The organism is Paractinoplanes bogorensis, assembly GCF_018829635.1.
Lineage (GTDB): Bacteria > Actinomycetota > Actinomycetes > Mycobacteriales > Micromonosporaceae > Actinoplanes > Actinoplanes bogorensis.
Map to the genome: position 1 here is coordinate 515708 of NZ_JAHKKG010000001.1, position 25703 is coordinate 541410.

Sequence of the window (25703 nt, forward strand, 5' to 3'; positions counted from 1 at the left end):
CCGGCACTGTGAAGTCGCTGAGAATTCACTGGTTTTATTAGCTTGTAGATCCATAGACTCCGATCGTTTGCCCATTCGATCGGAGTACTTGCATGTCTCTCGGCCGTCGTGCCCTGCTCACCGCCGGCGCCACCGCGCTCGCGGCGACCGTCGTTCCCACGTCCGCCCGGGCCGCCACCGCGGCCGAGCCCGCTTCGCCGACCACGTACGCCGAGGCGATCCGCGAGCTGCAGCGGGGCAACCACCGCTTCGTGACCGGCCACACCCGGCACCCGCACCAGGGTGTCGCCGCGATCCACCGGCTGGCCGCCGCCCAGGACCCGTTCACCGTCGTGCTCGGCTGCGCCGACTCCCGGACCCCGTCGGAGATCCTCTTCGACCAGGGCCTGGGCGACATCTTCGACAACCGGGTGGCCGGCAACATCGTCGACGACCTGCTGCTGGGCAGCATCGAGTACGCGGTCGAGCACTTCGAGCCGCCGCTGCTGCTGGTGCTCGGCCACGAGCGGTGCGGCGCGATCTCGGCCACGGTCGACATTCTGCAGAACGGCGGCGAGGCCCCCGGGCACATCGCCGCCATCGTCGAGGCGCTGACCCCGATCATCGAGCCGGTGCTGGACCAGCCCGGCGACCCGGTCGAGAACGGCGTGCTGGCCAACGTCCGGGCCCAGGTCGCGGCCCTGTCGGCGCAGAGCGAGATCGTGCGCGAGAAGGTCGCGGCGGGCAAGCTGCGGATCGCCGGTGGCCGTTACGACCTCGACACCGGACACTTCACGCTGGTGTAGCGACCGCCTTCTCGGCGGCGGTGATCGCGTTGCGGAACAGCATGGCGACGGTCGTCGGGCCCACCCCGCCCACGCGCGGGGTGATGGCCCCGGCGACCTCGGCGCACTCCTCGGCCACGTCGGGCAGCAGGCGCTTGCCCTCGTAGCGGACGCCGGCGCCGATCACGGTCGCGCCCGGCCGGACGTGCTCGGGCTGGATGATGCCGGGCACGCCGGCCGCGGCGATCAGGATCTCGGCCCGCTGGGTGTAGCGCGCCCAGTCGGATACCCCGGTGTGCACCACGGTGACCGCGGCGTTGGCGGTCGGCCGCTTCTGGGCCAGCAGCATGGCCAGCGGGCGGCCCAGGGTGGCGCCCCGGCCGAGGATGACGACCTCGCGCCCGGCCACCGGGATCTCGTGGTGGGCCAGGAGCGCCTCGATGCCGGCCGGGGTGCAGGGCAGCGGGCCGGGCAGACCGACGGCGAGCCGGCCCATGTTGAGCGGGTGCATGCCGTCGACGTCCTTGTCGGGGTCGAGCGTCATCAGCGCCGCGTCGTAGTCGAGGTGGGCCGGGATCGGGTATTGGATCAGCACCCCGTGCACGCTGCGGTCGGCGTTGAGCTCGGCGATCACCCCGAGCAGCTGATCCTGGGTGATGTCGCCGGACAGGTGCCGATGGGGCGAGTCGAAGCCGAGCTCGGCCGCCTGCCGCTGCTTGATGCGGATGTAGCCGGCGCTGGCGTCGTCGTCGCCGACGAGCACGGTGGCCAGGCTGGGCGTGATGCCCTGGGCCGTGAGCTTGGCCGCACGCTCGGAGACGTCGGCCAGGACGGCCTCGGCGACGGGCTTGCCGGGCAGAAGACGAGCGGACATGCGACCAAGGATGCCCGATGCCGGTTTGTCCGCCACGACCGGGTTGTTACTGTGCGGTACGTCACGTGCCGCCGCAGGTCACGGGGAAGTTTCGGTTTTGTGGAGGACCTCGGGAGGGCCCAACGGCCGGGATGCGTCGTGGCCGCGCGCCGATAGACTTCGGTCTCATGAGTGACCTCCCCGCCCCTGACAGCATCCTGGCCGGCATCACCGGTCCCGGTGACCTCAAGCGGCTCGACAACGAGCAGCTGACCGTTCTGGCGGCGGAGATCCGCGACTTCCTGGTGGCCAAGGTGTCGCGCACCGGTGGTCACCTCGGGCCCAACCTCGGCGTCGTCGAGACCACGCTGGCCCTGCACCGGGTGTTCGACTCGCCCCGCGACCGGGTGCTCTTCGACACCGGCCACCAGGCCTACGTACACAAGATCGTCACCGGCCGGCAGGACGGCTTCGACCTGCTCCGCCAGCGCGGCGGGCTGACCGGCTACCCGAGCCGGGCCGAGAGCGAGCACGACTTCATCGAGAACTCGCACGCCTCGACCGCGCTGTCCTACGCCGACGGCATGTCCAAGGCGTTCGCCCTGCGCGGCGAAGACCGGCACGTGGTGGCGGTGGTCGGCGACGGCGCGCTCACCGGTGGCATGTGCTGGGAGGCGCTCAACAACATCGCCGCCGCGAAGAACCGCCTGGTCATCGTGGTCAACGACAACGGCCGGTCGTACGCGCCGACCATCGGCGGCCTGGCCGACCACCTCTCCACGCTGCGCCTCAACCCGGGCTACGAAAAGGTGCTCGACCTGGTCAAGGACGCACTGGGCTCGACCCCGGTGGTCGGCAAGCCGGTCTACGAGGTGCTGCACGCGGTCAAGCGCGGCATCAAGGACGCGGTCAGCCCGCAGCCCATGTTCGAAGACCTGGGCATCAAATACCTCGGCCCGGTCGACGGTCACGACGTGCAGGCCATGGAGTCGGCGCTGCGCCGGGCCAAGGGCTTCAACGCGCCGGTCATCGTGCACGCGGTCACCCGCAAGGGCTACGGCTACCGCCCGGCCGAGCAGGACGAGGCCGACTGCCTGCACGGCCCGGGCGGTGCGTTCGACGCCGAGACCGGCAAGCTGCTGGCCCCGGCCAAGCTGAAGTGGACCAACGTCTTCGCCGACGAGCTGGTCAAGATCGCCGACGAGCGTCCCGACGTGGTCGGCATCACGGCCGCCATGGCCGAGCCGACCGGCATCGCCGCGCTGGCCAAGAAGTACCCCGAGCGGGCGTACGACGTCGGCATCGCCGAGCAGCACGCGGTGACCAGCGCGGCCGGCCTCGCGATGGGCGGCCTGCACCCGGTCGTCGCCGTCTACGCGACCTTCCTCAACCGTGCCTTCGACCAGGTGCTGCTCGACGTGGCGATGCACGAACTGCCGGTCACCATCGTGCTCGACCGGGCCGGCATCACCGGTCCCGACGGCCCGAGCCACTACGGCATCTGGGACATGAGCGTCTTCGGCGTCGTGCCCGGCCTGCGCATCGCCGCCCCGCGCGACGAGGCGACGCTGCGTGCGGAGCTGCGCGAGGCGATCGCGGTCGACGACGGCCCGACGATCGTGCGCTTCCCGACCGGCGCCGTGCCGGCCGCGCTGCCCGCCGTGCGCCGGGTCGGCCAGGTCGACATCCTGCGTGAGGACGACAGCAAGGACGTGCTGCTGGTCGCGGTCGGCTCGTTCGCCGGGCTCGGCCTCGAGGTGGCCGAGCGCCTGGCCGGGCAGGGCTTCGGGGTCACCGTGGCCGACCCGCGCTGGGTGCGCCCGGTGCCGATCGAGCTGAGCGGCCTGGCCGGTCAGCACCGCCTGGTGGTCACGATCGAGGACGGCGTGCGCGCCGGCGGCGTCGGCGACGCGGTGGCCAGCTCGCTGCGCGACGCGGGCGTCGACGTGCCGCTGCGCGACTTCGGTGTGCCGGCCGGGTTCCACCCGCACGGCTCGCGGGCCGAGATCCTGGCCTCGCTCGGACTGACCGCGCAGGAGATCGCGCGCGACGTCACCGAGTGGGTCTCGAAGCTGGCCGAGCAGCCCGAAGGCGTGGAGTCGAACGCGCAAAATCGGCGATAGGCCCGCAAGCCGGGCGCGGCCTGGGCGATCCCGTTATCTGCTCGTTATTTTTGGAGCATGACGGTTCAGGGCAACACGGTGATCATCGATCTGGGTCTGGAGCGGGGTGAACCCGATTCGTACGATTCGCCGCAACGCTCGACGTATCCGGGGTGGTTCCCGGCCGCCGTCCTGGCCGTCCTCGTCCTGCTCACCGCCGGCGCCTCGGCCGCGCCCGGCAAGCCGCCGTTCACCGAGGTGTTCGGCCTCGAGATCGGCACGGCCGACGCGTACGCGCTGACCGAGGACGGCCAGTTGCTGGCCCAGACCGGCGGCATGCTCAGCGCGTACGAACTGAGCGACGGCGAGACGCAGTGGGAGAACGGGGAGACCAAGCCCGCGTTCCGGCTGCGTCTCGGCTCCGGCCTGATCCTGATGCGGCCGTGGACGATCGGATCGCGCGACCCGGGCACCTCGGCGGTCTCGATCGCGACCGGCGCCTCCCAGTGGAGCCTGTCCGGCAACGTGGTCACCCTGGCCGGCTCGCCCACCCTGCTGTCGGTCTCGCAGGTCCGGGGTTCCGGCGGTTCCGGTGGATCGGGGCGGCGGGTGCAAGGGCCGATCGACGCGATCGACCCGCAGACCGGGCGCACCCTGTGGACCGTGAACGTGCCGTCCAGCGCCGCGCTGGCCGCGCTGCCCGGACCGGGTGACTCCGGCACCCGGATGTTGCTCGTGCACGACGACCGCACGATGGCCGTGCACGACCTGGTGACCGGCGAGCTGCTGGCCTCGGCCTCGGTGCCGCCCGCCGACTACGACCCGGCCAATCCGGTCGTGGTGAACGGGACGATCATCCTGCGGCACCCGGGCCGGCCGGGCATGGAGTTCTCCGCCTACGACCCGGTGACGCTGCGCAACGTGTGGTCGCAGCCGGCCGACGGGGCGTACAAAGTCCAGCCCTGCGGTTTCCTGGCCTGCATGACCGGGCCGATGGGGATGCGCGCGATCGAGCCGTCGACCGGCGACGTGGTCTGGAACCAGCGCGGCTGGCGGGGGATCCAGCAGTACGGGACGCAGTACGTGGCGTACGGCTCGGCCGAGAACACCCTGCCCCTCGGACTGATCGACCCCGACACCGGCGAGTTCCAGGTCGACCTCACCGGATGGCGCCCGGTCAACGGAACGGCCACCGAAGACCACCTGCTGGTCACGAGGCCGGTGGAACCCGGAGGCCGTACGATGGTCGCCGTCGCCCAGCCGGGCGTGCGCGAACCACGGCTGCTGGGCACCCTGCCCGCCGGCACGGGCGACTGCCAGGCCGCGTCCGAGCGCCTGGTGTGCCGCTCGATGCAAGGCCGGCTCGTCGTGTGGGCGTACGGAGGGAAGGGGTAGATCTTGGCGGTCATCGAGCTGGACCTGACCGCCCAGCCCGAGCCGGCACTCAGCTCCCCGCCGCCCGCCCACCGCTACCGGCTCCCCGGCCTGCTGGTCATCCTGGTGCTGGTGTTCGCCGCCGGTGGCGCGGTGCCGGTCGTGCCGGTGCTCTGGCGCTATCTCGGCGCCGTGCCCGCCCCGGGTGGTCCGGAGACGCCCTTCCAGCTCACCGGCGGCCGGGTCTACACGGTGGCGCTCTCCGGTCCGGATCGGGTCACCACGGCCTGGGATCTGACCGGCGGACCGCGCCGGCTGTGGACCGCGCGTTTCCCGGCCCGCGTCACCGGCCCCGACGAGGTCAGCTGGAGCGGGGTGGACGCCGAGCAGGCCGGTGACGTCGTGCTCTTCACCGACGGCGCCGACACCACCGTCGTCGACGCGCGGACCGGCAAGACCCGGTGGACGTCGCCGGTGCCGGTCACGGCCCTGCCCGGCGGGCGCATCGGCGTCACCCAGGAGCACGACTTCCGCGCCGGCACCGTCTATGACCAGGCGTCGGGCGAGCCGGGCCGGCTCTACTTCTCGTCCACCGGCGAACCGCACACCGAACCGCCGGTGGTCACCATGCTGCACGGGCTCGACCTGGCCACCGGGCGGACGGTCTGGACGTCGACCTTCGCCGGGGCGGTGAACGTAGCAGTGGCCCCGGGCGACGACCCGGCCGTGCTGGTGCTCTCGTCGAACCGGCTGCAACGCCTCGACGGCGACAGCGGCGACGCCGTCCGCGCCGTGCCGCTGCCCCGGGTCGGCGGCACCACGCCGTCGACCGGCGAGCTGGTCGACGGCGTGATGATGGTCTATTACGGCGACGAGGGCACGGTCACCGAAGAGGTCGCGTTCACCACCGAGGCCCTCGACCGGCAGTGGTCGCGCCCGGTGCCCGAGATGACGGCCGACCCGGCCAACTGCACCGGCATGCACTGCTCGGGCGGCCGGCAGGCCCTCGACGTGCTCGATCCGGGGTCGGGGCAGCCGCGGTGGCGGGCGCCGGACGACGTCGACCTGGCCAAGTACGGCGGATACGTGGTCGAGGTCGGCATCGAGTCGGGGATGCCGGTGCGCCTGGTCGACGCGGCCACCGGCGAGACCCGGGTCGACCTGGCCGGCTGGCGGGCCGAGGTGGTCGGAGAGTCCGGGCTGCCGATCGTGCTGCGCCGCAGCCTGGACGCCGGGGCGAGCGCGTTCGGTGTGGTGGTGGCGGACAAGGACGCCATCCAGCCCCTCGGGGTCACCGGCGGACCGGTCAGCGACTGCACCTCGGACGCACACTACGTCGTCTGCCGCACCGAGGGCCGCCTGCGAATCTGGGCCTATCGAGCCTGAGTGACGCGGCGCACACTGAGGGTGGGGGTGCGCCGTGTCGAACACCGTGATCGAGCTCGGCGAGGTGCCCCGCGAGGCACCCGCCGCCGTCGAGGTGGACCGGCTGGTGCCGCGCCGGGCGCTCCTGACACTGCTGTCGATCGTGCTGCTGGCCGCGGTCGCCGCTGCGGCCCCGGTGCCCGCCCTGAGCCGGCCCACGATCGTGCCGGCCCGGCTCGGCGACACCATGTTCCTCGACGGCGATCGGATGATGCTGGTCGGCGGCTCGACCTCGCAGGCGTCCCAGGTGAGCCGGCGCGCCGTGACCGCGTACGCCCTGCCGGACGCGCACCTGCTCAGCCGCACCACGGTGACCGTGTCGGGCGGCATCAACCAGGTGCTGCTGGCCGCGGACACGGTCGTGGTGTCGTACCAGATCGACGCCAGCGGCACGTGGGCCACGGTGGCGGTCGCCGAGGGCACCGAGACCACCCGCTGGCGGCGGACGGCCCGGCTGATCGCCGTCTCGGTGCCCGACGCGCTGGTGCTGCTGGGCAGCGACGAGGCGGTGACCGCGGTCGACCTGCGCAGCGGGACGGTCCGGTGGACGCTGGCCCGCCCGTCCGACGGCTTCATCGCCGAATCGGGCTGGGCCGGTGACTATCCGCGCTGGCTGGTGCTCTTCACCGACTCGGGGCGGATGGAGAGCCACGATCCCCGTACGGGCGAACTCCTCGCCACCCGCACGTTGCCGCCCCGGGCGGGCCGGGCCAACGGGCTGGTCGGGCCGGTCGACGACGTCGTGATGGCCGGCGACGGCACACCCGGGCTCACTGCCTACCGGCTGCCCGGCCTGGCCCCGATGTGGCACACCGGCGCCGACCTGTCCCGCAGCTGGATGCAGGCCGCCTGCGGACGCCTGATCTGCATGTTCCGCCAGCAGAGCGGGCTCACCGCGATCGACGCCGAGAGCGGGCGGGAGCTGTGGGACGACCCGTCCTGGGCGTACGCCGAACCCGCGGGCGCCTACCTGCTGGCCACCCGCACCGACCGCGACATCGAGGACCCCGGCCTGTGGGTGCTCGACCCGGCCACCGGGACGCCGCTGGGCGACTTCGGGCGGTGGGAGTACCTCGCGCCGGCCGGGGCCGGGCGCTTCTACGCCAAGCTCGACGTCCGCGGGACGTACCTGGTGCATTTCGGGGTGCTCGACCCGGCCCGGCGGACGGTGCGCATCATCGGCACGGCCGACGACGTGTCGAACAGCTGCCAGGTCGCGGCCGGACTGCTGATCTGCCGGCTCGTCGACGCCTCGGTCGCGATGTGGCCCCTTCGGTAGCCTTCTCTTACAGCCTCTTCACACCCGGTCGGCGAGGCTGGGCCCGGTGGTTCCCTGGAGGTCTGCGGTGCGTGTACTGGTAGTGGAAGACGAGCGGAACCTCTGCGACGCGATCGCCCGGGGACTGCGGCGCAAGGGCATGGCGGTCGACACCGCGTACGACGGGCTCGAGGGCCACGAGATGGCCTATGTGACCCGCTACGACGTCGTGATCCTCGACCGCGACCTGCCCGGCATGCACGGCGACGAGATCTGCGCGGCCCTGGTCGAGTCGGGGGCGCTGACCCGGGTGCTCATGCTGACCGCCAGCAGCGCGGTGGCCGACCGGGTCGAGGGCCTGCAGCTCGGCGCCGACGACTACCTGGCCAAGCCGTTCGCCTTCGAAGAGCTGGTGGCCCGGGTGCAGGCGCTGGGCCGGCGAGCCACTCCGGCCGCCCCGCCCGTGCTCACCGTGGGCAACCTGGTGCTCGACCAGACCCGCCGGGTGGTGACCCGCGGCGGCACCCCGATCGAGCTGACCAACAAGGAGTTCGGCGTGCTCGAAGAGCTGCTCAAGGCGCGCGGCGGGGTGGTGTCGAGCGAGGAACTGCTGGAACGGGTGTGGGACGCCAACACCGATCCGTTCACCACGACCGTACGGGTGACGGTGATGACCCTGCGGAAAAAGGTCGGGGATCCGCCGCTGATCGAGACCGTGGTCGGCGCGGGCTATCGCGTGCCCGAGCCGGTCGTCCTCTCATGACGGTCTACCTCGGTCGCGCCCGACGCGGCCCCAGCTTCACCCTGCGGCCGACCCTGCGCCTGCGGCTCACCCTGCTCAACGGCATCCTGCTGGTCGGCGCCGGAGCGATCCTCGTGCTGCTGGCCTGGCTGCTGGTCGGCGACGTGATGCACCCGGCGGTCGGGCTGCAGCCCGGGTCGACGGTGACCCTCGCCGACGGTCGCTCCGTCGACGCCGCCCAGTGGCAGGAGACGCTGGTCGACCAGGCCGCCCGCGAGATGCTGGCCAAGGGACTGGCGGCGCTGGTGGCGATCGGCATCATCGGCATCGCCGGGGCCTACGCGGTGGCCGGCCGGGCCCTGCGCCCGCTGCACACGGTGACCCAGACCGCCCGCCGGCTCGGCGAGGAGACGCTCGACCAGCGGATCCGCTACTCCGGGGCGGACGACGAGGTGGCCGAGCTGGCCCGCACCTTCGACGCGATGCTCGACCGGCTGGCGGGCGCGTTCGAGTCGCAGAAACGCTTCGTGGCCAACGCCTCGCACGAACTGCGGACACCGCTGGCGGTGATGCGCACCGAGATCGACGTGACGCTGACCGACGACGAGGCCGACGTGGCCGAATACCGCCGGATGGCCAAGGTGGTGCGCAACGCGTCCGAGCGGGCCAACGGGCTGGTCGACGCGTTGCTGGTGCTGGCCCGGTCGGAGGCGCAGTCGGGGCGGCGGCTGGTGCGCAAGGTGCCGGCCGACATGGCGATGAGCGTGACGAACGCGCTGTCGGCGGTGAAGGCCGAGGCGGAACGGCTCAAGCTGGACGTGACGACCGATCTGCAGCCGGCCATGGTGGTGGGCGATCCGTCGCTGCTCGACCGGCTGGCCGGCAACCTGATCGAGAATGCGATCCGCTACAACCACCTGCTGGGCAAGCTGTGGCTGCGCACCGAGACGGTGAACGGGCAGGCCCGGCTGATCGTGGGCAACACCGGCTACGAGGTCGAGCCGGGGGACGTACCGGGGTTGTTCGAGCCGTTCCGGCGGGGCGGCTGGGAGCGTACGGGCTCGCGGGGGTCGGGTCTGGGGTTGTCGATCGTGCGGGCGGTCTGCGATGCGCACGGCGGGACGGTGTCGGCGGTGGCTCAGGCCGGGGGTGGGCTCGAGGTGATGGTGTCGCTGCCGACGGCCGACACGACGCCGGTTGTGGCCGCGTCGGCGTCGGTTCCGCGGGCCAAGGGGCTGGGGATCGCTTAGGCCGCCGCCTCGCGGCGCACGGCTCGCCACCGGGAGGCGCTGATGCCCAGTTCGGCGGCGATCTGGGTCTCGGAGAGGTCGGGACGTTCGGCCTTGATCTGGGCCGCCCGGGCGACTGTCTCGGCGGCGGTGCGGCGTGGGCGGCCGTCGCCGGCCTGGGCGGTTACCGCTTGGGCGCTCGGTGCGGCGGTCGACCGCTGGGCGGGGACGACCCGACCGGCTGTCGCCGGCTGGCGCGCGGGGACCTGCGGGTAACTTCCGGTATCGGTGCGGGGGAGCGCGGCGGCCACCTCGGCCAGCGCGGCCGCGGTGGCGGGATTGAGTGCCGATCCGCCGCCGCGCGGGCCGTTGACGCGGGCCGACGCGGCGCTGAGCGGGCTGGGAAAGAGCCCCGGAACGGGCGCGGGTGCCGACGCCGGCGGCGCGGAGACAACGGGCGGGAGCGCGGGCTCAGGCTCGGCGGCAGGCAGTTGTTCGGCTTCGGCTTCCTGGGCGGCGGCCGCCCGCTCCAGGGTGCTGATGCGGCCGCCCAGCTCGACCAGGCAGATGCTGGCCACCACGATCAGCCCGTCGACCGAGAGCGGCAGCAGATAGGGCGACGCCCCGGTCTCGCCGTAGCGGGCGGCCACCCCGACCATGTGCCAGTAGGAGACCCAGGCTGCGATGCCCGCGATGATGGCGGTGGCGGCGAACCGCAGCACGGCCAGGTAGCGCCGGTGGATCGGCACCCGGGAGATCAGTTCGACGGTGAGCAGGAGGGCCAGCGGCGGCCAGGCCGCGATCGCCTGGCTGATCGGGTTGTCCAGCGCGTGCAGCACGTTGGCGACGACGGATGCGGCCACGCCCAGCAGCAGCGTTGCCCGTACGCCCCAGCGGACGCGACGCAGTTGCTCCAGGACCACCGGAACTCTCCCTCACTCGAATGCATCGACGGCTTACGGCGATCCATCCTGAGGGACCCGGGTTACGCAAACGCCTCCGGACGGGAACCGTGACCGGTCCGTTCCGGAGGCGTTGCGACTATGTGATCGTGTCGAGCGGCGTGTCGGCTTGACGCCGTCAGCCCTTCTTTTCGACCTCGGCCCTGAGCTTGGGGAACTCGGCCTTGGCCGAGCTCACCGAGGAGAAGTACCAGATGAACATGCCGACGCTGCCCTCGTCGGCCCAGGTGCAGATCGCCATGTCGATGCCGGACGTCTCGGAGCTGCCGCACTTGGCTACGCCGCCGAGCGTGCCGGTGGGGGCGGTCGTGATGTTGTCGATCTTCAGGCCGCCGATGCCGGCGCCGTAGAAGGTCTGGTCGAGCTCGGTCTTCGGGTTCTTCACCGGCGCCTCGGCCGCGGCCACGATCACGATGTCTTGATCCTGGACGTCGCCGTAGAGGGCGCCGACCGTGTTGGTCGCGCCCGGCACCGTCTCGAGCCCGCTCTTGAGCTGGTCGGCCAGCGCCTTGAACTGGGCCGAGGTGAGCTTCTTGCGGCCACCGAGGGTCTTCGGCTCCGAGATGGAGACCGTGGTGGTCGGCGCCTCGGTGGTCGGGGCGGTCGTCGGCTCCTCGGTCGGGAAGGTCGGCGCCGTGGTCGCCAGGTCGTTGATCGCGTTGTTGACGTCGTCGACCTTGTTCTTGCCCACCATGTAGAGCGCGGTCACGCCGCCGACGCAGAGCACCAGCACGATCGCGACCGAGATCAGGATGATCGGCAGCGCCTTCGACTTCTTCTTCGGCGGCTGCGGCGGCGGGTAGCCGGGCTGACCGTACGACGGCTGACCGAACTGCGGCGGCTGGCCACCCGGCGGCTGCTGCCCGTACTGCGGGGGCTGCTGGCCGTACTGCGGCGGCTGCTGCTGGCCGTACGACGGCTGGCCGTAGTCGGGCTGGCCCGAGGACGGGTAGGCCGAGGTCGGCGGGTACTGCGGCTGTTCGGGCTGCTGACCCGGGTAGGGCTGATAAGGCGGCTGACCCTGATACGGCTGCCCTGACGAGGGGTCGTTGGGGTATGGCTGACCGGGGTACGGGGGCTGCGACATCAAGCGCTCCATCAATCGGGTACCGCGCGAGCCTAGCGGTACCGCAGAATCCTGCACGTCACCGTTCTGGGTAGCGGGACGGTCCATGTGGGCAAAACGACCGGAACGTGACGACGCCCCGCACCTCGAAGGTACGGGGCGTCGGCAACCTGACTGTCAGGCGGGCAGACTGGCTACCCCTTGAGGCAGGAACCGCTTGCCGGTCACCCGCTCGGAGGTGCCGCTGCGGTCCAGGTACGGCGTCACGCCGCCCAGGTGGAACGGATATCCGGCGCCGAGGATCATGCACAGGTCGATGTCCTGCGCCTCGGCCACCACGCCCTCGTCGAGCATGATGCGGATCTCCTCGGCCAGGGCGTCCAGCGCCTTCGCGCGTACCTCATCGGCGGAAAGCGGAGCGGAACCGCCGGCCACCAGCTTGGCCACCTCGGGGTTGATCTCGTCGTCGACCATCACGGGCAGGCCGGCGTCGACGATCTTCTTGAGGTTCTCCGACTCGGCGAACCGGTCGGGGAACGCCCGGTGCAGCGTCTCGCCCACGTGGTAGGCCACCGCCGGGCCGACCAGCTGGAGCAGGGCGATCGGGCGCATCGGCAGGCCCAGCGGGTCCATCGCCTCGTTCACCACGTCGAGCGGCGTACCGGCGTCGATGGCCTGGAAGATCTCGCTGGTGACCCGGGTCAGGAGCCGGTTGACCACGAACGCCGGGGCGTCCTTGACCAGCACCGACGACTTCTTCAGCTCCTTGCCGACGGCGAACGCGGTGGCCAGTGTGGCGTCGTCGGTCCGCTCGCCCTTGATGATCTCGAGCAGCGGCAGCACGGCGACCGGGTTGAAGAAGTGGAAGCCGACGACCCGCTCGGGGTGCTCGAGGTCGGCCGCCATCGCGGTGACCGACAGCGAGCTGGTGTTCGTCGCCAGGATCGCCTCGGGCGTCACGATTTTTTCCAGCTCGGCCCAGATCTGCTTCTTGAGGTCGAGGTTCTCGAAGACGGCCTCGATCACGAAGTCGGCGTCGGCGAACACCGACTTGTCGACCGAGCCGCTGACCAGGCCGCGCAGCTTGGCCGCGGTGCCCTCGTCGAGGCGGCGCTTGGACACCAGCTTGTCGATCTGGTCGGTCACGTACGACACGCCCTTGTCGACCCGGGCCTGGTCGATGTCGGTCAGCACGACCGGCACCTCCAGCCGCCGGACGAAGAGCAGCGCGAGCTGGGACGCCATCAGGCCGGCCCCGACGATGCCGACCTTGGTGACCTTGCGGGCGAGCGACTTGTCGGGCACGCCGACCGGGCGCTTGGCCCGGCGCTGAACCAGGTCGAACGCGTACAGGCTGGCCCGGGACTCGTCGCCCATGATCAGGTCGGCCAGGGCCTCGGTCTCGGCCGCCGTGCCGTCTTCGAACGATGCGTCCTTGGCCAGGGCGAGCAGCTCGAGGGCCTTGTTGGCCGACGGGACCGCGCCGTGCAGCTTCTCGTCCAGCTGCTGCTTGGCGAAGAAGAGCACGCCCTCCCACATGTCCTTGTCGACCTCGGGCCGCTGCACCTGCAGCGAACCGTCGACGACCGCGGCGGCCCACTCGAGCGAGCGCTCCAGGAAGTCGGCCGGCTCGAACAGCTGGTCGGCCACGCCGAGCTCGACCGCCTGCTTGGGGCGCAGGACCTTCTGGGTGAGCGGGTTCTGCAGGATGACCTGGGCCGCGCCGGGCACGCCGATCAGGTTGGGGAGCAGCTGGCTGCCGCCCCAGCCGGGCACCAGGCCGATCGCGACCTCGGGCAGGCCGAGCGCCGCCGCGCCGCCCGACACCGTGCGGTAGTGACAGTGCAGCGCCACCTCGAGGCCGCCACCGAGGGCAGCGCCGTTGATAAACGCAAAAGTCGGAATCGCACTGTTCTTCAGGCGGGCGAACACGCGATGGCCGAGCTCGCCGAGCTCAATGGCCTGCTCGCGCGACGTCAGGTACGGGATGCCCGTAATGTCCGCGCCGACGCAGAAGATGTATGGCTTGCCGGTGATCGCGATGAACGCCGGCTCGCCGGCCGTGGCCTCGGTGATCGCCGCGTCCAGGGACGCCAGCCCACCCGGCCCGAAGCTGTTGGGCTTCTTGTAATCGAACCCGTTGTCCAGCGTGATGATGGCGGCCTTGGTCTGGCCGAGCTGGACAAAACGGACGATGGCCTTGGTGACGACCTCGTTCGGGTGCTCGATCACTTCGCCGCTCCGTCCCAGTTCGGGTTCTCCCAGATCACGGTGCCGCCCATGCCGATGCCGATGCACATGGCGGTGAGGCCGTAACGGACCTCGGGGTGCTCGGCGAAGTGCCGCGCGAGCTGCGTCATCAGGCGGACGCCGGAGGAAGCGAGCGGGTGGCCGATCGCGATCGCGCCGCCCCACGGGTTGACCCGCGGGTCGTCGTCGGCGATGCCGTAGTGGTCGAGGAACGCCAGCACCTGGATCGCGAACGCCTCGTTCAGCTCGAACAGGCCGATGTCGTCGATCGTCAGGCCGGCCTTCTTGAGCGCCTTCTCGGTCGACGGGATCGGGCCGTAGCCCATGATCTCGGGCTCGACGCCGACGAAGCCGTACGAGACCATCCGCATCGCGATCGGCAGACCCAGCTCGCGGGCCGTCTCCTCGCTGGCCAGCAGGGCCGCGGTGGCGCCGTCGTTGAGGCCGGCCGCGTTGCCGGCGGTGACCCGGCCGTGCGGGCGGAACGGGGTCTTGAGCGTGGCCAGCTTCTCCATCGAGGTCTCGCGCGGCGCCTCGTCGGTGGTGGCGAGCCCCCAGCCCTGCTCGGCGCTGCGCAGCGCGACCGGAACCATGTCCGGCTGCAGCTTGCCGTCGGCGTAGGCCTTGGCCGTCTTGAGCTGCGAGTTCAGCCCGTAGCGGTCGGTCCGCTCCTTGGTGATGCCGGGCAGGCGGTCGTGCAGGTTTTCCGCCGTGGAGCCCATCACCAGCGCCGACGGGTCGACCAGCTTCTCGGCCAGGATCCGCGGGTTGGGGTCGACGCCCTCACCCATCGGGTGGTGGCCCATGTGCTCGACGCCGCCCGCGATCGCCACGTCGTAGGCGCCCATCGCGATGCCGCCGGCCACGTTGGTCACGGCGGTCATGGCGCCCGCGCACATGCGGTCGATCGCGTAGCCCGGGACGGTCTTGGGCAGGCCCGACAGCAGCGCGGCGGTGCGGCCGATGGTGAGGCCCTGGTCGCCGGTCTGGGTGGTGGCCGCGATCGCGACCTCGTCGACCATCTCCGGCGGGAGCTGGGGATTGCGGCGCATCAGCTCGCGGATGCAGCGGATGACCAGATCGTCGGCGCGCGTCTCGGCATACATGCCGCCGGCCTTGCCGAACGGGGTGCGGACGCCGTCGACGAAGACGACCTCGCGTACTTCACGGGGCACTTGACCCTCCTAAGGCGGTGGTAAGTGGATGCTACTCGCCAGTAACTAGTGGCTGCCACCGCCTCCGGGAAACTTCACAAAGCCAATCAAGAGCGTTATGTCCCGGCGGGGTGGTGGGTGACGGACCGTCGCTCCCGCGGGGACCACGACACGATGAGCTGGCCGCTGGCGCGTCCAGAGCGCTCATCGCGCCGCGGCGGCGTGCGTGAGTGGTTGCGCCCAGAACCAGAGCGGACCGGGCGCTCGATGCGCCCGGTCCGCTGGGTCAGGTGGTGGCGGGTGCCGGCAGGACGTCGGCCAACTGGTCGGCCAGCAGGGTGATCTGCCAGTTGCGAGCGCCGAAACCGCGCAGCGTGTCGCCGACCGTCTGCGGTGAGACCTCGTCGGGTGGGGACCAGGCCAGGCGGCGTACGAAATCGGGACTGATCAGATTTTCCGGTGGCAGGTTGTGCGACTCGGCCGTCGCGACCACGACCGCGCGGCAGCGGGTCAGGCGCGCGGCCGCTATCGGGTCACGCTCGGCCCAGCGGTGCGGTGGGGGCGGGCCCTCGACCGGCTGGTTGATCGGCAGCGAGTCGTCGGGCAGGGCGCGGGCCTCGTCCAGCGCGTCCAGCCACACGCGGGCCAGGCGGCGCACCGAGCGGCCCCCGAAACCGGCGATGCCCAGCAGGGTCCGCTCGTCCTTGGGATCGGCCTCGGCCGCGGCCACGATCGCCGAGTCGGGCAGCACCCGGCCCGGCGCGGAGTCGCGGCGGGCGGCCACGCCGTCGCGGGCGTACCAGAGCGCGCGGACCCGCGACTGAGCGCGAGCCCCGCGGACGCGGTGTATTCCGGACGTCCGGCGCCAGGGGTCGGGACGCACCCGGGGCGGGCGGTCGGCGCTGGCCACCAGCGCGGCGAACTCCTCGGCGGCCCAGGCCGTCTTGCCCTGCCGGTCGAGCTCGGCCGCCAGGTGGTCGCGCAGGTCGGTGAGCAGCTCGACGTCGAGCGCGGCGTAGGTCAGCCACGACTCGGGCAGCGGGCGGGTCGACCAGTCGGCGGCCGAGTGGTGCTTCTCGAGCGAGTAGCCCAGCAGCTGCTCGGTGAGCGCGGCCAGACCGACCCGCTCGAAGCCGGCCAGCCGGGCGGCCAGCTCGGTGTCGAACAGCCGGCGCGGCTTGAGGCTCAGCTCGGCCAGACAGGCCAGGTCTTGACTGGCCGCGTGCAGCACCCACTCGCTCTCGGCCAGGGCGGCGTCGAGCGTGCGCAGATCGTCGAGCGGCAGCGGGTCGATCAGCGCCGTCCCGGCGCCGGCCCGGCGCAGCTGCACCAGGTAGGCCCGCTGGGTGTAGCGGTAGCCGGACGCACGTTCGGCGTCCACCGCGACGGGACCCGAGCCGGCGGCCATCCGGGCCACGACCTCGGCGAGTTCGTCGTCGGTCTCGACAGGTCGAGGGGTGCCCTCACGGGGCGCGGTCAACGGTACGGGCTCGGGACCGCCAGACGTCGGGTCGGGCGAGTCGGCAGGCGGTCGTCCGTCCCTTTCGGGCTCCGGCGTGTCCCGACGGCGCAGGGGTGCTTCGTCGGTCACTCCGCTACCGTACGGGGACCCCACCCCGCCTGCTTGCAGCCGGGTCCCGGCGCGCCGTTTCTCGATCGACAACTCGTCTGATCCGGAGAGCGGTTTTCTCCGTACTACCTCCCGCAGCGCCGATACCCGGGAGGCCGCGCCGGATGACCATGACCTACGAACCGTTCACCCCCGCGGGCTCCGACGGGCCCCACCACCGCGGCGGTGACCAGCGCGGTTACGACGGGCGACGGCGGCGCGTGGAGGAGGTCGAGCCGACTCCCCAGGGGCAGTGGGCGCAACCGGGGCAGTGGGCGGAACCGGCGGCCGACCCGTGGGCGGCCCCGCAGCGGGATCAGTGGGCCGAACCGGCGCCGAGCCAATGGACGCAGGCGCCCCGGCGGCAGCAGTGGGCCGAGGACCCGCAATGGCCGACGTCTCCGGCCCCGGTGCCGCAGCAGCGACACGCTTTCACCGGTGAGCAGGCCGCCCCGGCTCCCCGAACCGGCAACCGGGTCAAGCCGGTCGTCGTCGGCGCGGTGGTGCTGCTGCTCCTGGTGGCGGGCTGGCAGGCGTACCGGATCGAATCGATGAGCAAGCACAACCAGGACCTGGCCACCGTGCTCTCGGCCGAGCAGGACCGCACCGACCGGCTCGAGCAGCAGCTGGCCGGCGTGTTCGACCCCGAGGGCGTGTCGTCCAAGGTGCTGCCGAGCGTGTTCCGGGTGCGCGCGGGCAATTTCACCGGCACGGCGTTCTCGGTCGGCAAGAAGGCCACCGGCAACCAGGCCAACCTGATCACGAACTACCACGTGGTCGCCGAGACCTGGACCGACGGCGGGCGCCGGGTGACGCTCGAGCGCGGCAGCACCCGGATCAACGCCACCATCGTGAAGGTCGACAAGACCCGCGACCTGGCCCTGCTCAGCGCGGGTCAGAAGATCCCGGCTCTGGGCACGGCGACCGGTCAGGTCAAGCCGGGTCAGCAGGTCGTGGTGGTGGGCGCGCCGCTGGGCCTGGACGACTCGGTCACCACCGGCGTGATCAGCGCCTACCGCCCGGACGACCCGGACGGCCCGACCGTGCAGTTCGACGCCCCGATCAACCCCGGTAACTCGGGCGGACCCGTGGTGAACGCGAACGAGCAGGTGGTCGGGGTGGCGACGGCCAAGGCCAAGGACGCCGAGGGCATCGGCCTGGCCATCCCGATCAAGACGGCGTGCGACACCCTGAAGGTGTGTTAGCTGAGCTCATGGCCTCGCTCCGCTCGGCGGAATTTCGCCCCGGGAGGCCGATGACTTGGGCACCGAAAACGGCCTCGCTTCGCTAGCCGTTTTCGGCACCCAAGTCATCGACGGGCGAAATTCGACTCTGGTTGCGCTCAACCCACTCGCTGGGCGCGGTCTCCTAGGGCGGTCACGCCCGGTGGGGGGAGGCCGGCGGTTGAGGCGAGCATCGAGCACCAGCCCTGCAGGTGGGCGTGGAAGTCGTCGCCGGTCGGGGTCCAGGAGGCGCGGACCTCGAGGTCGGCCGTCGGGGCCGGGCCGGCCAGCTCGCCGAAGCGGGTCGACGTCGTCTGGGTGATCGTGCCGCCGATCGCCGTGTAGGCCGCGGAGTGCTGGTCGAGGGCGTCGGTCAGCCACGTCCAGGCCACGGCGGAGAGCATCGGGTCGCCCGCCAGGTCGTCCTCCAGCTCGGCGGTGACCAGCGTGACCAGCCGGATGTCGCCGTGCCAGGCCTCGTGCCCGGCCGGGTCGTGGAGCAGGATCAGCCGGCCGCCCGCGACCTCGTCGCCCGAGCGCAGCACCGTCGCGCTGATCGCGAACGCGTACGGCGCGAGCTTCTGCGGGGCGGCGATCTCTTCGAGAAGGATCTCGGGTCGTGGCGCCGGTGCCCGCAGAGCGTCGACCGCGCGGGCGAACGCCGGAGGGACAGCGGAGGGGGACGCCATGGGGGAAGACTATGCCGCCGCGCGCTGTCCGTAGCCGATCGGCGCGCCGTGCGTGTCGTGGCACGATGGCGCGGTGACTTCAGTCTTGAACGATTCGCCTTTCGTCCGGGCCTGCCGCGGCCAGGAGGTGCCGCACACCCCGGTCTGGTTCATGCGACAGGCGGGCCGGTCGCTGCCCGAATATCGCAAGATCCGGGAGGGCGTCGGGATGCTGGAGTCCTGCCGCCGGCCCGAGCTGGTCACCGAGATCACCCTGCAGCCCGTACGCCGTCACCAGGTCGACGCGGCGATCCTGTTCAGTGACATCGTGGTGCCGATCGCCGCGGCCGGTATCGATCTCGACATCGTGGCCGGCACCGGGCCGGTCGTGGCCGAACCGATCCGCGCCGAGTCCGACCTCGAGCGCCTGCGGCCGATCACCGCCGACGACGTCGACTTCGTGGCCGAGAGCGTGCGCCTGCTGGTCGCCGAGCTCGGGTCCACGCCGCTGATCGGCTTTGCCGGGGCGCCGTTCACGCTGGCCAGCTATCTGATCGAGGGCGGCCCGTCGCGCACCTATCTCAAGACCAAGGCGATGATGTACGCGGCCCCGGGGCTCTGGGACGCTCTGCTGTCCCGGCTGGCCGACATCACCCTGTCCTTCCTGCGGACCCAGATCGACGCCGGGGTCAGCGCGGTCCAGCTGTTCGACTCGTGGGCCGGTGCGCTCAGCGAGGCCGACTACCGCGAGCACGTGCTGCCGCACTCGGCCCGGGTGCTGCGCGGGCTGGCCGACGCCGGGGTGCCGCGCATCCACTTCGGAGTGGGAACGGCGGTGCTGCTCGACGCGATGGGCGAGGCCGGTGCCGACGTGGTGGGCGTCGACTGGCGGACCCCGCTCGATCAGGCCACCAAGGTCATCGGGCCCGATCGATCCGTACAGGGAAATCTTGATCCGGCTCTGCTCTTCGCCGGTTGGGACGTGGTGCGGCGGGAGGCCGATCGGGTGCTCGAGCAAGGTAGGGCCGCGCCCGGGCACGTGTTCAACCTCGGCCACGGGGTGATGCCGGAGACGGATCCCGACATCCTGACCAGGCTGGTGGCGCATGTGCACGAGGCGTCGGCGCGCTAGGGCCACAAGTCCCGCCGGATCGAATTCACACTCTCCGACCCCAGCCTGAGATCGGGAGGATGCGCCTGGGAGGCTGGGACCGTGCGAAAGCGGGTTGCGGTCATCGGCGGCGGCATTGCCGGCCTGGCCGCTGCCGTGCGTCTGCGCGACCTGACCCCGCCCGACACCGAGATCATCGTGTACGAGCAGAGCGGCGCCCTCGGCGGCAAGCTGCGCACGGGTGAGCTGGCCGGCGTGAGCGTCGAGCGCGGCGCCGAGTCGTTCCTGATGACCGGCTCCGACGGCGCCGAGTCGGCTGCGGTGGGCCTGGTCCGGCGGCTCGGCCTCGAACGATCCCTGGTCCACCCGCATCGGGTGCCCGCCGCGCTGGCCTTCGGCGGCCGGCTGGCTCCGATGCCCGCGGGCACGCTTGTCGGCGTCCCGGCCGATCCGTCCACGCTCGGCGACCTCGCCGCCGCGAGCGGGAGTGATGCCGACGCCGGCCGTCCCGTGCTGGGCGCGGGCGACGACGTCGCGGTCGGGGAGTTGGTCCGCGAGCGTTACGGCGACGAGGTCGTCGACCGGCTGGTCGACCCCATGCTGGGCGGGGTCTACGCCGGGCGCGCCGACCGGCTCTCGCTCGAGGTGACGATGCCGCAGCTGGCGGCGGCGGCCCGGGTGGAGCACACGCTGTCGGCCGCGGTGCGCCGGGCTCAGGCGGCGAGCCGGCGGGTGCCGGGGCAGCCGATCTTCGGGGCGATTGAGGGCGGGCTGAGCCGGTTGGTGGGCGCGGCCGCCGCGGCGAGTGGTGCCCGGATCAGCCTGGGTCTTCCCGTACGCGAACTGGCCCGCACCCCGCACGGCTGGCGCCTGCTGCTGGGCCCGGCCGCGACCCCACCCGGCTACTCCCCGCCTGGTTTCTCTCCGTCCGGTTCTTCGCCGGACACCAGGACCGATGACGTGGACGCGGTGGTGCTCGCGGTGCAGGCCAGGCCGGCCGCGCGTCTGCTGGCCCCGATCGCGCCGGTCGCCGCTGAGGCCGTGGGTGGGCTCGGCTACGCGAGCGTCGCCCTGGTCGCGTTGGCGCTGCCGCCCGGCACGCCGCTGCCCGAGCTGAGCGGCTTCCTGGTGCCGCCGAGCGAGGGCACGCTGGTCAAGGCGGCCACGTTCGTCACCCGCAAATGGGAGCGGCCCGCGGGCGCCCCGGTGATCGTGCGGGTGTCGCTCGGCCGGGTCGGCGAGGAGGAGCGGCTCCAGTTCGACGACGCCGTGCTGGCCGATCTGGCGCACCGGGAGCTGGGCGAGTTGCTCGGTGGGGAGTTGCCGCCGCCGGCCACTACGTGGGTGCAGCGGTGGGGTGGCGGGCTGCCGCAATACGCACCGGGTCACCGCGATCGGCTGGCCGCGGCGCGGGCCGTGCTGCCGCCGGGGCTGACGCTGGCGGGCGCGGCCTTCGACGGTGTCGGCATCCCGGCCTGCATCGCGAGCGGCGAGCGGGCCGCCGAGGACGTGAGCAAGAGTTGGTCGGCATGAGTGGCGGCGTGCGGGCTTTCGGAGACATGAACGAGGTCCGGGAGGACGCATGAGCGAGCAGCAGCAGAGCAACGCGGCGCGGATCAACGAGCTGAACGCGACGATCCGCTACACGATGTGGTCGGTGTTCCGGGCCGAGTCACCGCTCCCGGCGTTGCGCGAGGAGCTGGCGGGCGAGGTCGACGGCCTGTTCGAGCAGCTGGCCGCCAAGGACGTGACGATCCGCGGCACGTACGACGTGTCGGGTCTGCGGGCCGACGCCGACGTCATGGTGTGGTGGCACTCGAGCTCGCCGGACGCGTTGCAGGAGGCGTACTCGCTCTTCCGCCGTACGGCGCTTGGCCGCCATCTGGCCCCGGTGTGGTCGCAGATGGCGCTGCACCGCCCGGCCGAGTTCAACAAGAGCCACCTGCCCGCCTTCCTGGCCGGCGAGGAGGCGCGCCCCTACATCTGCGTCTACCCGTTCGTGCGCTCCTACGAGTGGTATCTGCTGCCCGACGAGGAGCGCCGCTTCATGCTGGCCGAGCACGGCAAGATGGCGCGCGGCTATCCCGACGTGCGGGCCAACACGGTGGCGTCGTTCGCGCTCGGCGACTACGAGTGGATGCTCGCCTTCGAGGCCGACGAGCTGCACCGCATCGTCGACCTGATGCGCGACCTGCGGGCGTCGACCGCGCGTCGCCACGTGCGGGAAGAGGTGCCCTTCTACACCGGCCGCCGGCGCTCGATGACCGAACTGGTGGCGGCGCTGCCGTAGGGCCGCTCAGTCGAGCACGCCGATCGCCTCGACCTCGATCAGCAGGTCGGGCTCACCCAGCGCGGCCACGCTGAGCAGGGTGATCGGCTTGACCGGGTCGACGCCCATTTTGGCCGCGGCCCGGGCCACACCCTCGCCGAGCAGCGGGTATTTCTCGGGCGACCAGTCGACGACGTGGACCGTCAGCTTGGCCACGTCGTCGAACGAGCCGCCGGCCGCGGCCATCGCCGTGCCGATGTTGAGATAGGCCTGCTCGGTCTGGGCCGCGAGGTCGCCCGGGCCGACCGGGTTGCCGTCGGCGTCGCGCGCCACCTGCCCGGCCAGGAAGACCAGGCGGGAGCCGGTGGCGACCGACATCTGCCGATAGACCTCGGGCTTGGGCAGTCCGTCCGGGTTGATCAGTTCTACCGCCATGACCTGCTCCTTCGTCGTCGTGGCACTTAACATAGCATCGCTATGCTATGTTAAGTCAATGGCGAGGACGAAGGATCCGGCGATCCGGGAGCTGTTGATCGAGCGGGCGGCGCACATGCTGCGGGCGCGCGAGCCGATCACCCTGCGGTCGGTGGTCGCCGAGACGGGCGTGTCGACCATGGCCGTCTACACCTATTTCGGCGGCATGGACGGGCTGTGGCGGGCGATGCGGCAGGAGGGCTTCACGCGTCTGGCCGCGCGCCTGGCCACGGTGGGGGAGACGGCTGATCCCGTACGCGATCTGGCCGCCCTCGGTGCCGCCTATGTGGGCAACGCCGGGGCGCACCCCGACCTGTACCGGATCATGTTCGACGCCGGCTTCGACCTGGAGGACCCGGCCGCGGCCGACGAGTCGCTGCACCACCTGGTGCGCGCGGTCGAGCGGGCCCGGGCCGCGGGCCGGTTCCGGGCCGATGTGGTCGCGACCGACCTGGCCACCCAGACCTGGATCGCCGGGCACGGGCTGGCGTCGCTGGTGACCGGTGGGCCGCTGCCGGCGGAGGCCTTCGGCTATGGGATTCCGCTGCTCACGGCTCTCTTCACGAGCGCCGGAGACTCCGCCGAGCGGTGCCGGCGCTCGGTCGAGGCGGGCTGGTTCTAGGCTTCGCGGGCCATCGGGATGTGCGGGATGCCGTCTTCGATGTATTCGGGACCGGTTTGCTGGTATCCGAACTTGGCGTAAAAGTCCACCAGGTACGCCTGGGCGTCGAGCACGCTCGGACGGTCGCCGACGATCGTCAATGCCTCGTCCATCAGGCGGGCGGCCAGGCCGGCGCCGCGGGCCGACTTCGCGGTCACGACGCGGCCGATCCGCAGGGTGTCGCCGTCGTCCAGGATGCGGACGTATGCCCGGATCTCGCCGTCGCGGGTAAACCACAAATGCCGCGTTCCGGGCTCGTCGTCGCGGCCGTCGAGATCGGCGTACACGCACTCCTGCTCGACCACGAAGACGTCGGAACGCAGCCGCAGGATCGCGTACAGGGTCGTCGTTTCGAGATCGCGGAACGTCGCTGTGCGCAGCTCGTCTTGGGGCTCCGGGTGCATGCCGAAAGCGTAGGCGGCGCGCCGTCACCCGTATCGCGGCGGGCCGTTATAGGGATGGAAGCCCGAGCTGTGGAGGCTGAGATGATCAAGAGGAACCGGCTCTTCGGCAACAAGACCCGGGTGACCTTCTGCCTGCCCGTCAACCAGCCGGCCGGGCCGGTGAGCGTGGTCGGCTCGTTCAACGGCTGGGAACCCGGCCGGCACGAGCTGAAGCCGCGCCGGGACGGCACCCGGACGATCAGCGTGACCGTCCCGGCGGGCAACTACCAGTTCCGCTACCTGGCCAGCGACGGGCACTGGTTCGACGACGAGGGTGCCGACGCGTTCGGGCCGCAGGGTGGCGAACTGCGGGTTTAGGGGCCATCGGGCGCTCGCGTCACGGAGACGCTGAAAAGCGAATAAAACTACTCATCTTTCGCTAACCTCATCGCATGACCACGTACGAGACTTTGGACCTGCAATCGCGGGTCGCGCGATACGAGGCGGCTCTCGAGGAGCTGCGTACGGCTCACCACGACGTCCGGGCCGTGCTGCAGGACCAGGTGCTCTACGAGCGCTGGCAGCAGATCGGCACCGAGCTGGGCTTCGTCGGCCACGGCGGCGGGGGCGCCACCAACGGGCAGCAGGATCTGCAGGCGCTGAACCAGCAGATCCCGCAGATGTCGGAGTCCTGGGCCAGCTGAGGGCCGGGTGAACCGCGCGACTCGGCCCACCCGATGCGGGGGACCGGGTCGCGCGGCGTTGTAGGTTGGCGGCCATGACGGTCGACACCCAGTACGAAGACCTGCTGCGCCGGGTTTTGAACACCGGCACCCCCAAGGCCGACCGCACCGGCACCGGCACGGTGAGCCTGTTCGGCGAGCGCCTGCGGTACGACCTGTCGGCCGGGTTCCCCCTCGTCACCACCAAGCGGGTGCACTTCAAGTCGGTCGCGGTCGAGCTGCTGTGGTTCCTGCGCGGCGAGAGCAACGTCGGCTGGCTGCGCGACCAGGGCGTGACGATCTGGGACGAGTGGGCCTCGGAGACCGGTGAGCTGGGCCCGGTCTACGGCGTGCAGTGGCGCTCGTGGCCGACCCCCGACGGCGGGCACGTCGACCAGATCGGCGGCATCCTCGACACGCTGCGCCGCGACCCCGACTCGCGCCGCATGATCGTCTCGGCCTGGAACGTGGGCGACCTGCCGGAGATGGCGCTGGCCCCGTGCCACGCGATGTTCCAGTTCTATGTGGCCGACGGCCGGCTGTCGTGCCAGCTCTACCAGCGCAGTGCCGACCTGTTCCTCGGGGTGCCGTTCAACATCGCCAGCTACGCCCTGCTGACCCGGATGATCGCCGACCAGGTCGGGCTGCTTCCCGGTGACTTCATCTGGGTCGGTGGCGATTGTCACATCTACAACAACCACGTCGAGCAGGTGACCGAGCAGCTCTCCCGGGAGGCGTACGAGTTCCCCCGGCTCGAGATCGCGCCGGCGTCCTCGCTCTTCGACTACAAGTACGACGACTTCACCGTCGTCGACTACCAGCACCACCCGGCGCTGCGCGCTCCCGTGGCCGTATGACCGTCCACATGATCTGGGCCGAGGCGCGTGACCGGGTCGTCGGCGCCGGCGGCACGATCCCGTGGCGGCTGCCCGAGGATCAGGCGATGTTCCGCGAGCGGACGACCGGCGGCACCGTGGTCATGGGCCGCGCGACCTGGGACTCGTTGCCGGCCCGGTTCCGGCCGTTGCCCGGGCGGCGCAACGTGGTGCTCACCCGCGACCCGGACTGGGCGGCGGACGGCGCGCTGGTGGCGCACTCGGTGGACGAGGCTCGGGCGTACGGGGAAATCTGGGTGATGGGCGGGGAAGCGGTCTATGCGGCCTTCCTTCCGTACGCCGATCACATTCTTCGCACACGCCTCGAGCTGGACATATCGGGCGACACTTATGCCCCCGATCCGGGTGAAGGGTGGGTGTGCGCGTCGTCCACGGGCTGGCAGACTTCCGAGGGCGGGCTTCGCTTCATCGTCGAGGAGCTGGTTCGTTCGTAGCGGCCTCGTAAGATCACGGCAATGCGGACGGGCTACTCTCTTCGGCCGACGGGAAGACTGAAACGGCTTCATGA

25 protein-coding genes are annotated in these 25703 nt (G+C 71.5%); 16 read left to right on the plus strand and 9 right to left on the minus strand.

The features are described from left to right. Positions 1–92: 92 nt before the first annotated feature. On the plus strand, positions 93–785 hold the full coding sequence (locus KOI35_RS02475; RefSeq protein WP_215784323.1) for a carbonic anhydrase: 693 nt from the start codon (positions 93–95) through the stop codon (positions 783–785). On the opposite strand, the gene KOI35_RS02480 is transcribed toward KOI35_RS02475, so the two are convergent. After that, complete coding sequence (locus KOI35_RS02480) at positions 772–1638, minus strand: bifunctional 5,10-methylenetetrahydrofolate dehydrogenase/5,10-methenyltetrahydrofolate cyclohydrolase (RefSeq protein WP_215784324.1); 867 nt, start codon at positions 1636–1638, stop codon at positions 772–774. The two genes, KOI35_RS02475 and KOI35_RS02480, sit on opposite strands and share 14 nt — an antisense overlap. Before the next feature lie 167 nt (positions 1639–1805). Here KOI35_RS02480 and dxs point away from each other — a divergent pair, with 167 nt between their 5' ends. The 6 genes from dxs (at position 1806) to KOI35_RS02510 (ending at position 9768) form a co-directional block, all read left to right on the plus strand. Then, on the plus strand, positions 1806–3740 hold the full coding sequence (gene dxs / locus KOI35_RS02485) for a 1-deoxy-D-xylulose-5-phosphate synthase (RefSeq protein ID WP_215784325.1): 1935 nt from the start codon (positions 1806–1808) through the stop codon (positions 3738–3740). A gap of 57 nt (positions 3741–3797) precedes the next feature. After that, positions 3798–5114 (plus strand): outer membrane protein assembly factor BamB family protein, encoded by a 1317-nt coding sequence (locus KOI35_RS02490; protein WP_215784326.1) that lies wholly within the window; start codon positions 3798–3800, stop codon positions 5112–5114. A gap of 3 nt (positions 5115–5117) precedes the next feature. Then, positions 5118–6479 (plus strand): PQQ-binding-like beta-propeller repeat protein, encoded by a 1362-nt coding sequence (locus KOI35_RS02495; protein ID WP_215784327.1) that lies wholly within the window; start codon positions 5118–5120, stop codon positions 6477–6479. Between the two features lie 34 nt (positions 6480–6513). Next, positions 6514–7797 (plus strand): outer membrane protein assembly factor BamB family protein, encoded by a 1284-nt coding sequence (locus KOI35_RS02500; RefSeq protein ID WP_215784328.1) that lies wholly within the window; start codon positions 6514–6516, stop codon positions 7795–7797. Positions 7798–7864: 67 nt separating this feature from the next. Further along, positions 7865–8539, plus strand: a complete 675-nt coding sequence (locus KOI35_RS02505; protein ID WP_215784329.1) for a response regulator transcription factor — start codon at positions 7865–7867, stop codon at positions 8537–8539. Beyond that, positions 8536–9768: a sensor histidine kinase gene (locus KOI35_RS02510; RefSeq protein WP_215784330.1), complete on the plus strand. Its 1233-nt coding sequence runs from the start codon at positions 8536–8538 to the stop codon at positions 9766–9768. The genes KOI35_RS02505 and KOI35_RS02510 overlap by 4 nt, the downstream gene beginning before the upstream one ends. Here the strand turns inward: KOI35_RS02510 and KOI35_RS02515 are convergent. From KOI35_RS02515 to KOI35_RS02535, 5 genes are all read right to left on the minus strand, one after another. Next, positions 9765–10670 carry a DUF2637 domain-containing protein gene (locus tag KOI35_RS02515; protein ID WP_215784331.1) on the minus strand — a complete coding sequence of 302 codons (906 nt, stop codon included), beginning with the start codon at positions 10668–10670 and terminating at the stop codon, positions 9765–9767. The two genes, KOI35_RS02510 and KOI35_RS02515, sit on opposite strands and share 4 nt — an antisense overlap. Before the next feature lie 157 nt (positions 10671–10827). After that, positions 10828–11796: a hypothetical protein gene (locus tag KOI35_RS02520; RefSeq protein WP_215784332.1), complete on the minus strand. Its 969-nt coding sequence runs from the start codon at positions 11794–11796 to the stop codon at positions 10828–10830. Positions 11797–11952: 156 nt separating this feature from the next. Further along, entirely contained in the window at positions 11953–14007 is a 2055-nt protein-coding gene (locus tag KOI35_RS02525) for a 3-hydroxyacyl-CoA dehydrogenase NAD-binding domain-containing protein (RefSeq protein WP_215784333.1), read from the minus strand. Beyond that, complete coding sequence (locus KOI35_RS02530) at positions 14004–15200, minus strand: thiolase family protein (protein ID WP_215784334.1); 1197 nt, start codon at positions 15198–15200, stop codon at positions 14004–14006. The genes KOI35_RS02525 and KOI35_RS02530 overlap by 4 nt, the downstream gene beginning before the upstream one ends. A 265-nt stretch (positions 15201–15465) precedes the next feature. Then, positions 15466–16770 carry a ribonuclease D gene (locus KOI35_RS02535; protein ID WP_215784335.1) on the minus strand — a complete coding sequence of 435 codons (1305 nt, stop codon included), beginning with the start codon at positions 16768–16770 and terminating at the stop codon, positions 15466–15468. Positions 16771–16913: 143 nt separating this feature from the next. Here KOI35_RS02535 and KOI35_RS02540 point away from each other — a divergent pair, with 143 nt between their 5' ends. Continuing rightward, positions 16914–17993 (plus strand): S1C family serine protease, encoded by a 1080-nt coding sequence (locus tag KOI35_RS02540; protein WP_246612368.1) that lies wholly within the window; start codon positions 16914–16916, stop codon positions 17991–17993. Between the two features lie 137 nt (positions 17994–18130). Here KOI35_RS02540 and KOI35_RS02545 read toward each other — a convergent pair whose 3' ends face one another. Continuing rightward, positions 18131–18700, minus strand: coding sequence for a DUF3000 domain-containing protein (locus tag KOI35_RS02545; protein WP_215784336.1), 570 nt, complete (start codon positions 18698–18700; stop codon positions 18131–18133). Between the two features lie 73 nt (positions 18701–18773). Between KOI35_RS02545 and hemE the strand changes: the two genes are divergently transcribed. The 3 genes from hemE to hemQ all read left to right on the plus strand — a co-directional run bounded on the left by hemE (position 18774) and on the right by hemQ (position 22080). Further along, a complete protein-coding gene (hemE, locus tag KOI35_RS02550) occupies positions 18774–19811 on the plus strand; it encodes a uroporphyrinogen decarboxylase (protein ID WP_308120747.1) in 1038 nt (345 codons plus the stop codon). Between the two features lie 81 nt (positions 19812–19892). After that, entirely contained in the window at positions 19893–21323 is a 1431-nt protein-coding gene (gene hemG / locus KOI35_RS02555; protein ID WP_215784337.1) for a protoporphyrinogen oxidase, read from the plus strand. Between the two features lie 49 nt (positions 21324–21372). Further along, complete coding sequence (gene hemQ, locus KOI35_RS02560) at positions 21373–22080, plus strand: hydrogen peroxide-dependent heme synthase (protein WP_215784338.1); 708 nt, start codon at positions 21373–21375, stop codon at positions 22078–22080. 6 nt (positions 22081–22086) lie between these two features. Here hemQ and KOI35_RS02565 read toward each other — a convergent pair whose 3' ends face one another. Further along, positions 22087–22494, minus strand: a complete 408-nt coding sequence (locus tag KOI35_RS02565; RefSeq protein ID WP_215784339.1) for a RidA family protein — start codon at positions 22492–22494, stop codon at positions 22087–22089. Positions 22495–22552: 58 nt separating this feature from the next. Between KOI35_RS02565 and KOI35_RS02570 the strand changes: the two genes are divergently transcribed. Beyond that, on the plus strand, positions 22553–23155 hold the full coding sequence (locus KOI35_RS02570) for a TetR/AcrR family transcriptional regulator (protein ID WP_215784340.1): 603 nt from the start codon (positions 22553–22555) through the stop codon (positions 23153–23155). Here KOI35_RS02570 and KOI35_RS02575 read toward each other — a convergent pair. Continuing rightward, complete coding sequence (locus KOI35_RS02575) at positions 23152–23598, minus strand: GNAT family N-acetyltransferase (RefSeq protein WP_215784341.1); 447 nt, start codon at positions 23596–23598, stop codon at positions 23152–23154. The genes KOI35_RS02570 and KOI35_RS02575 overlap by 4 nt on opposite strands. An 81-nt stretch (positions 23599–23679) precedes the next feature. Between KOI35_RS02575 and KOI35_RS02580 the strand changes: the two genes are divergently transcribed. From KOI35_RS02580 to KOI35_RS02595, 4 genes are all read left to right on the plus strand, one after another. Beyond that, entirely contained in the window at positions 23680–23955 is a 276-nt protein-coding gene (locus KOI35_RS02580) for an isoamylase early set domain-containing protein (protein WP_215784342.1), read from the plus strand. Between the two features lie 74 nt (positions 23956–24029). After that, positions 24030–24281: a hypothetical protein gene (locus KOI35_RS02585; protein WP_215784343.1), complete on the plus strand. Its 252-nt coding sequence runs from the start codon at positions 24030–24032 to the stop codon at positions 24279–24281. A gap of 74 nt (positions 24282–24355) precedes the next feature. After that, positions 24356–25156, plus strand: a complete 801-nt coding sequence (locus KOI35_RS02590; protein WP_215784344.1) for a thymidylate synthase — start codon at positions 24356–24358, stop codon at positions 25154–25156. Continuing rightward, positions 25153–25629 carry a dihydrofolate reductase gene (locus KOI35_RS02595; protein ID WP_215784345.1) on the plus strand — a complete coding sequence of 159 codons (477 nt, stop codon included), beginning with the start codon at positions 25153–25155 and terminating at the stop codon, positions 25627–25629. The genes KOI35_RS02590 and KOI35_RS02595 overlap by 4 nt, the downstream gene beginning before the upstream one ends. Positions 25630–25703: the final 74 nt, after the last annotated feature.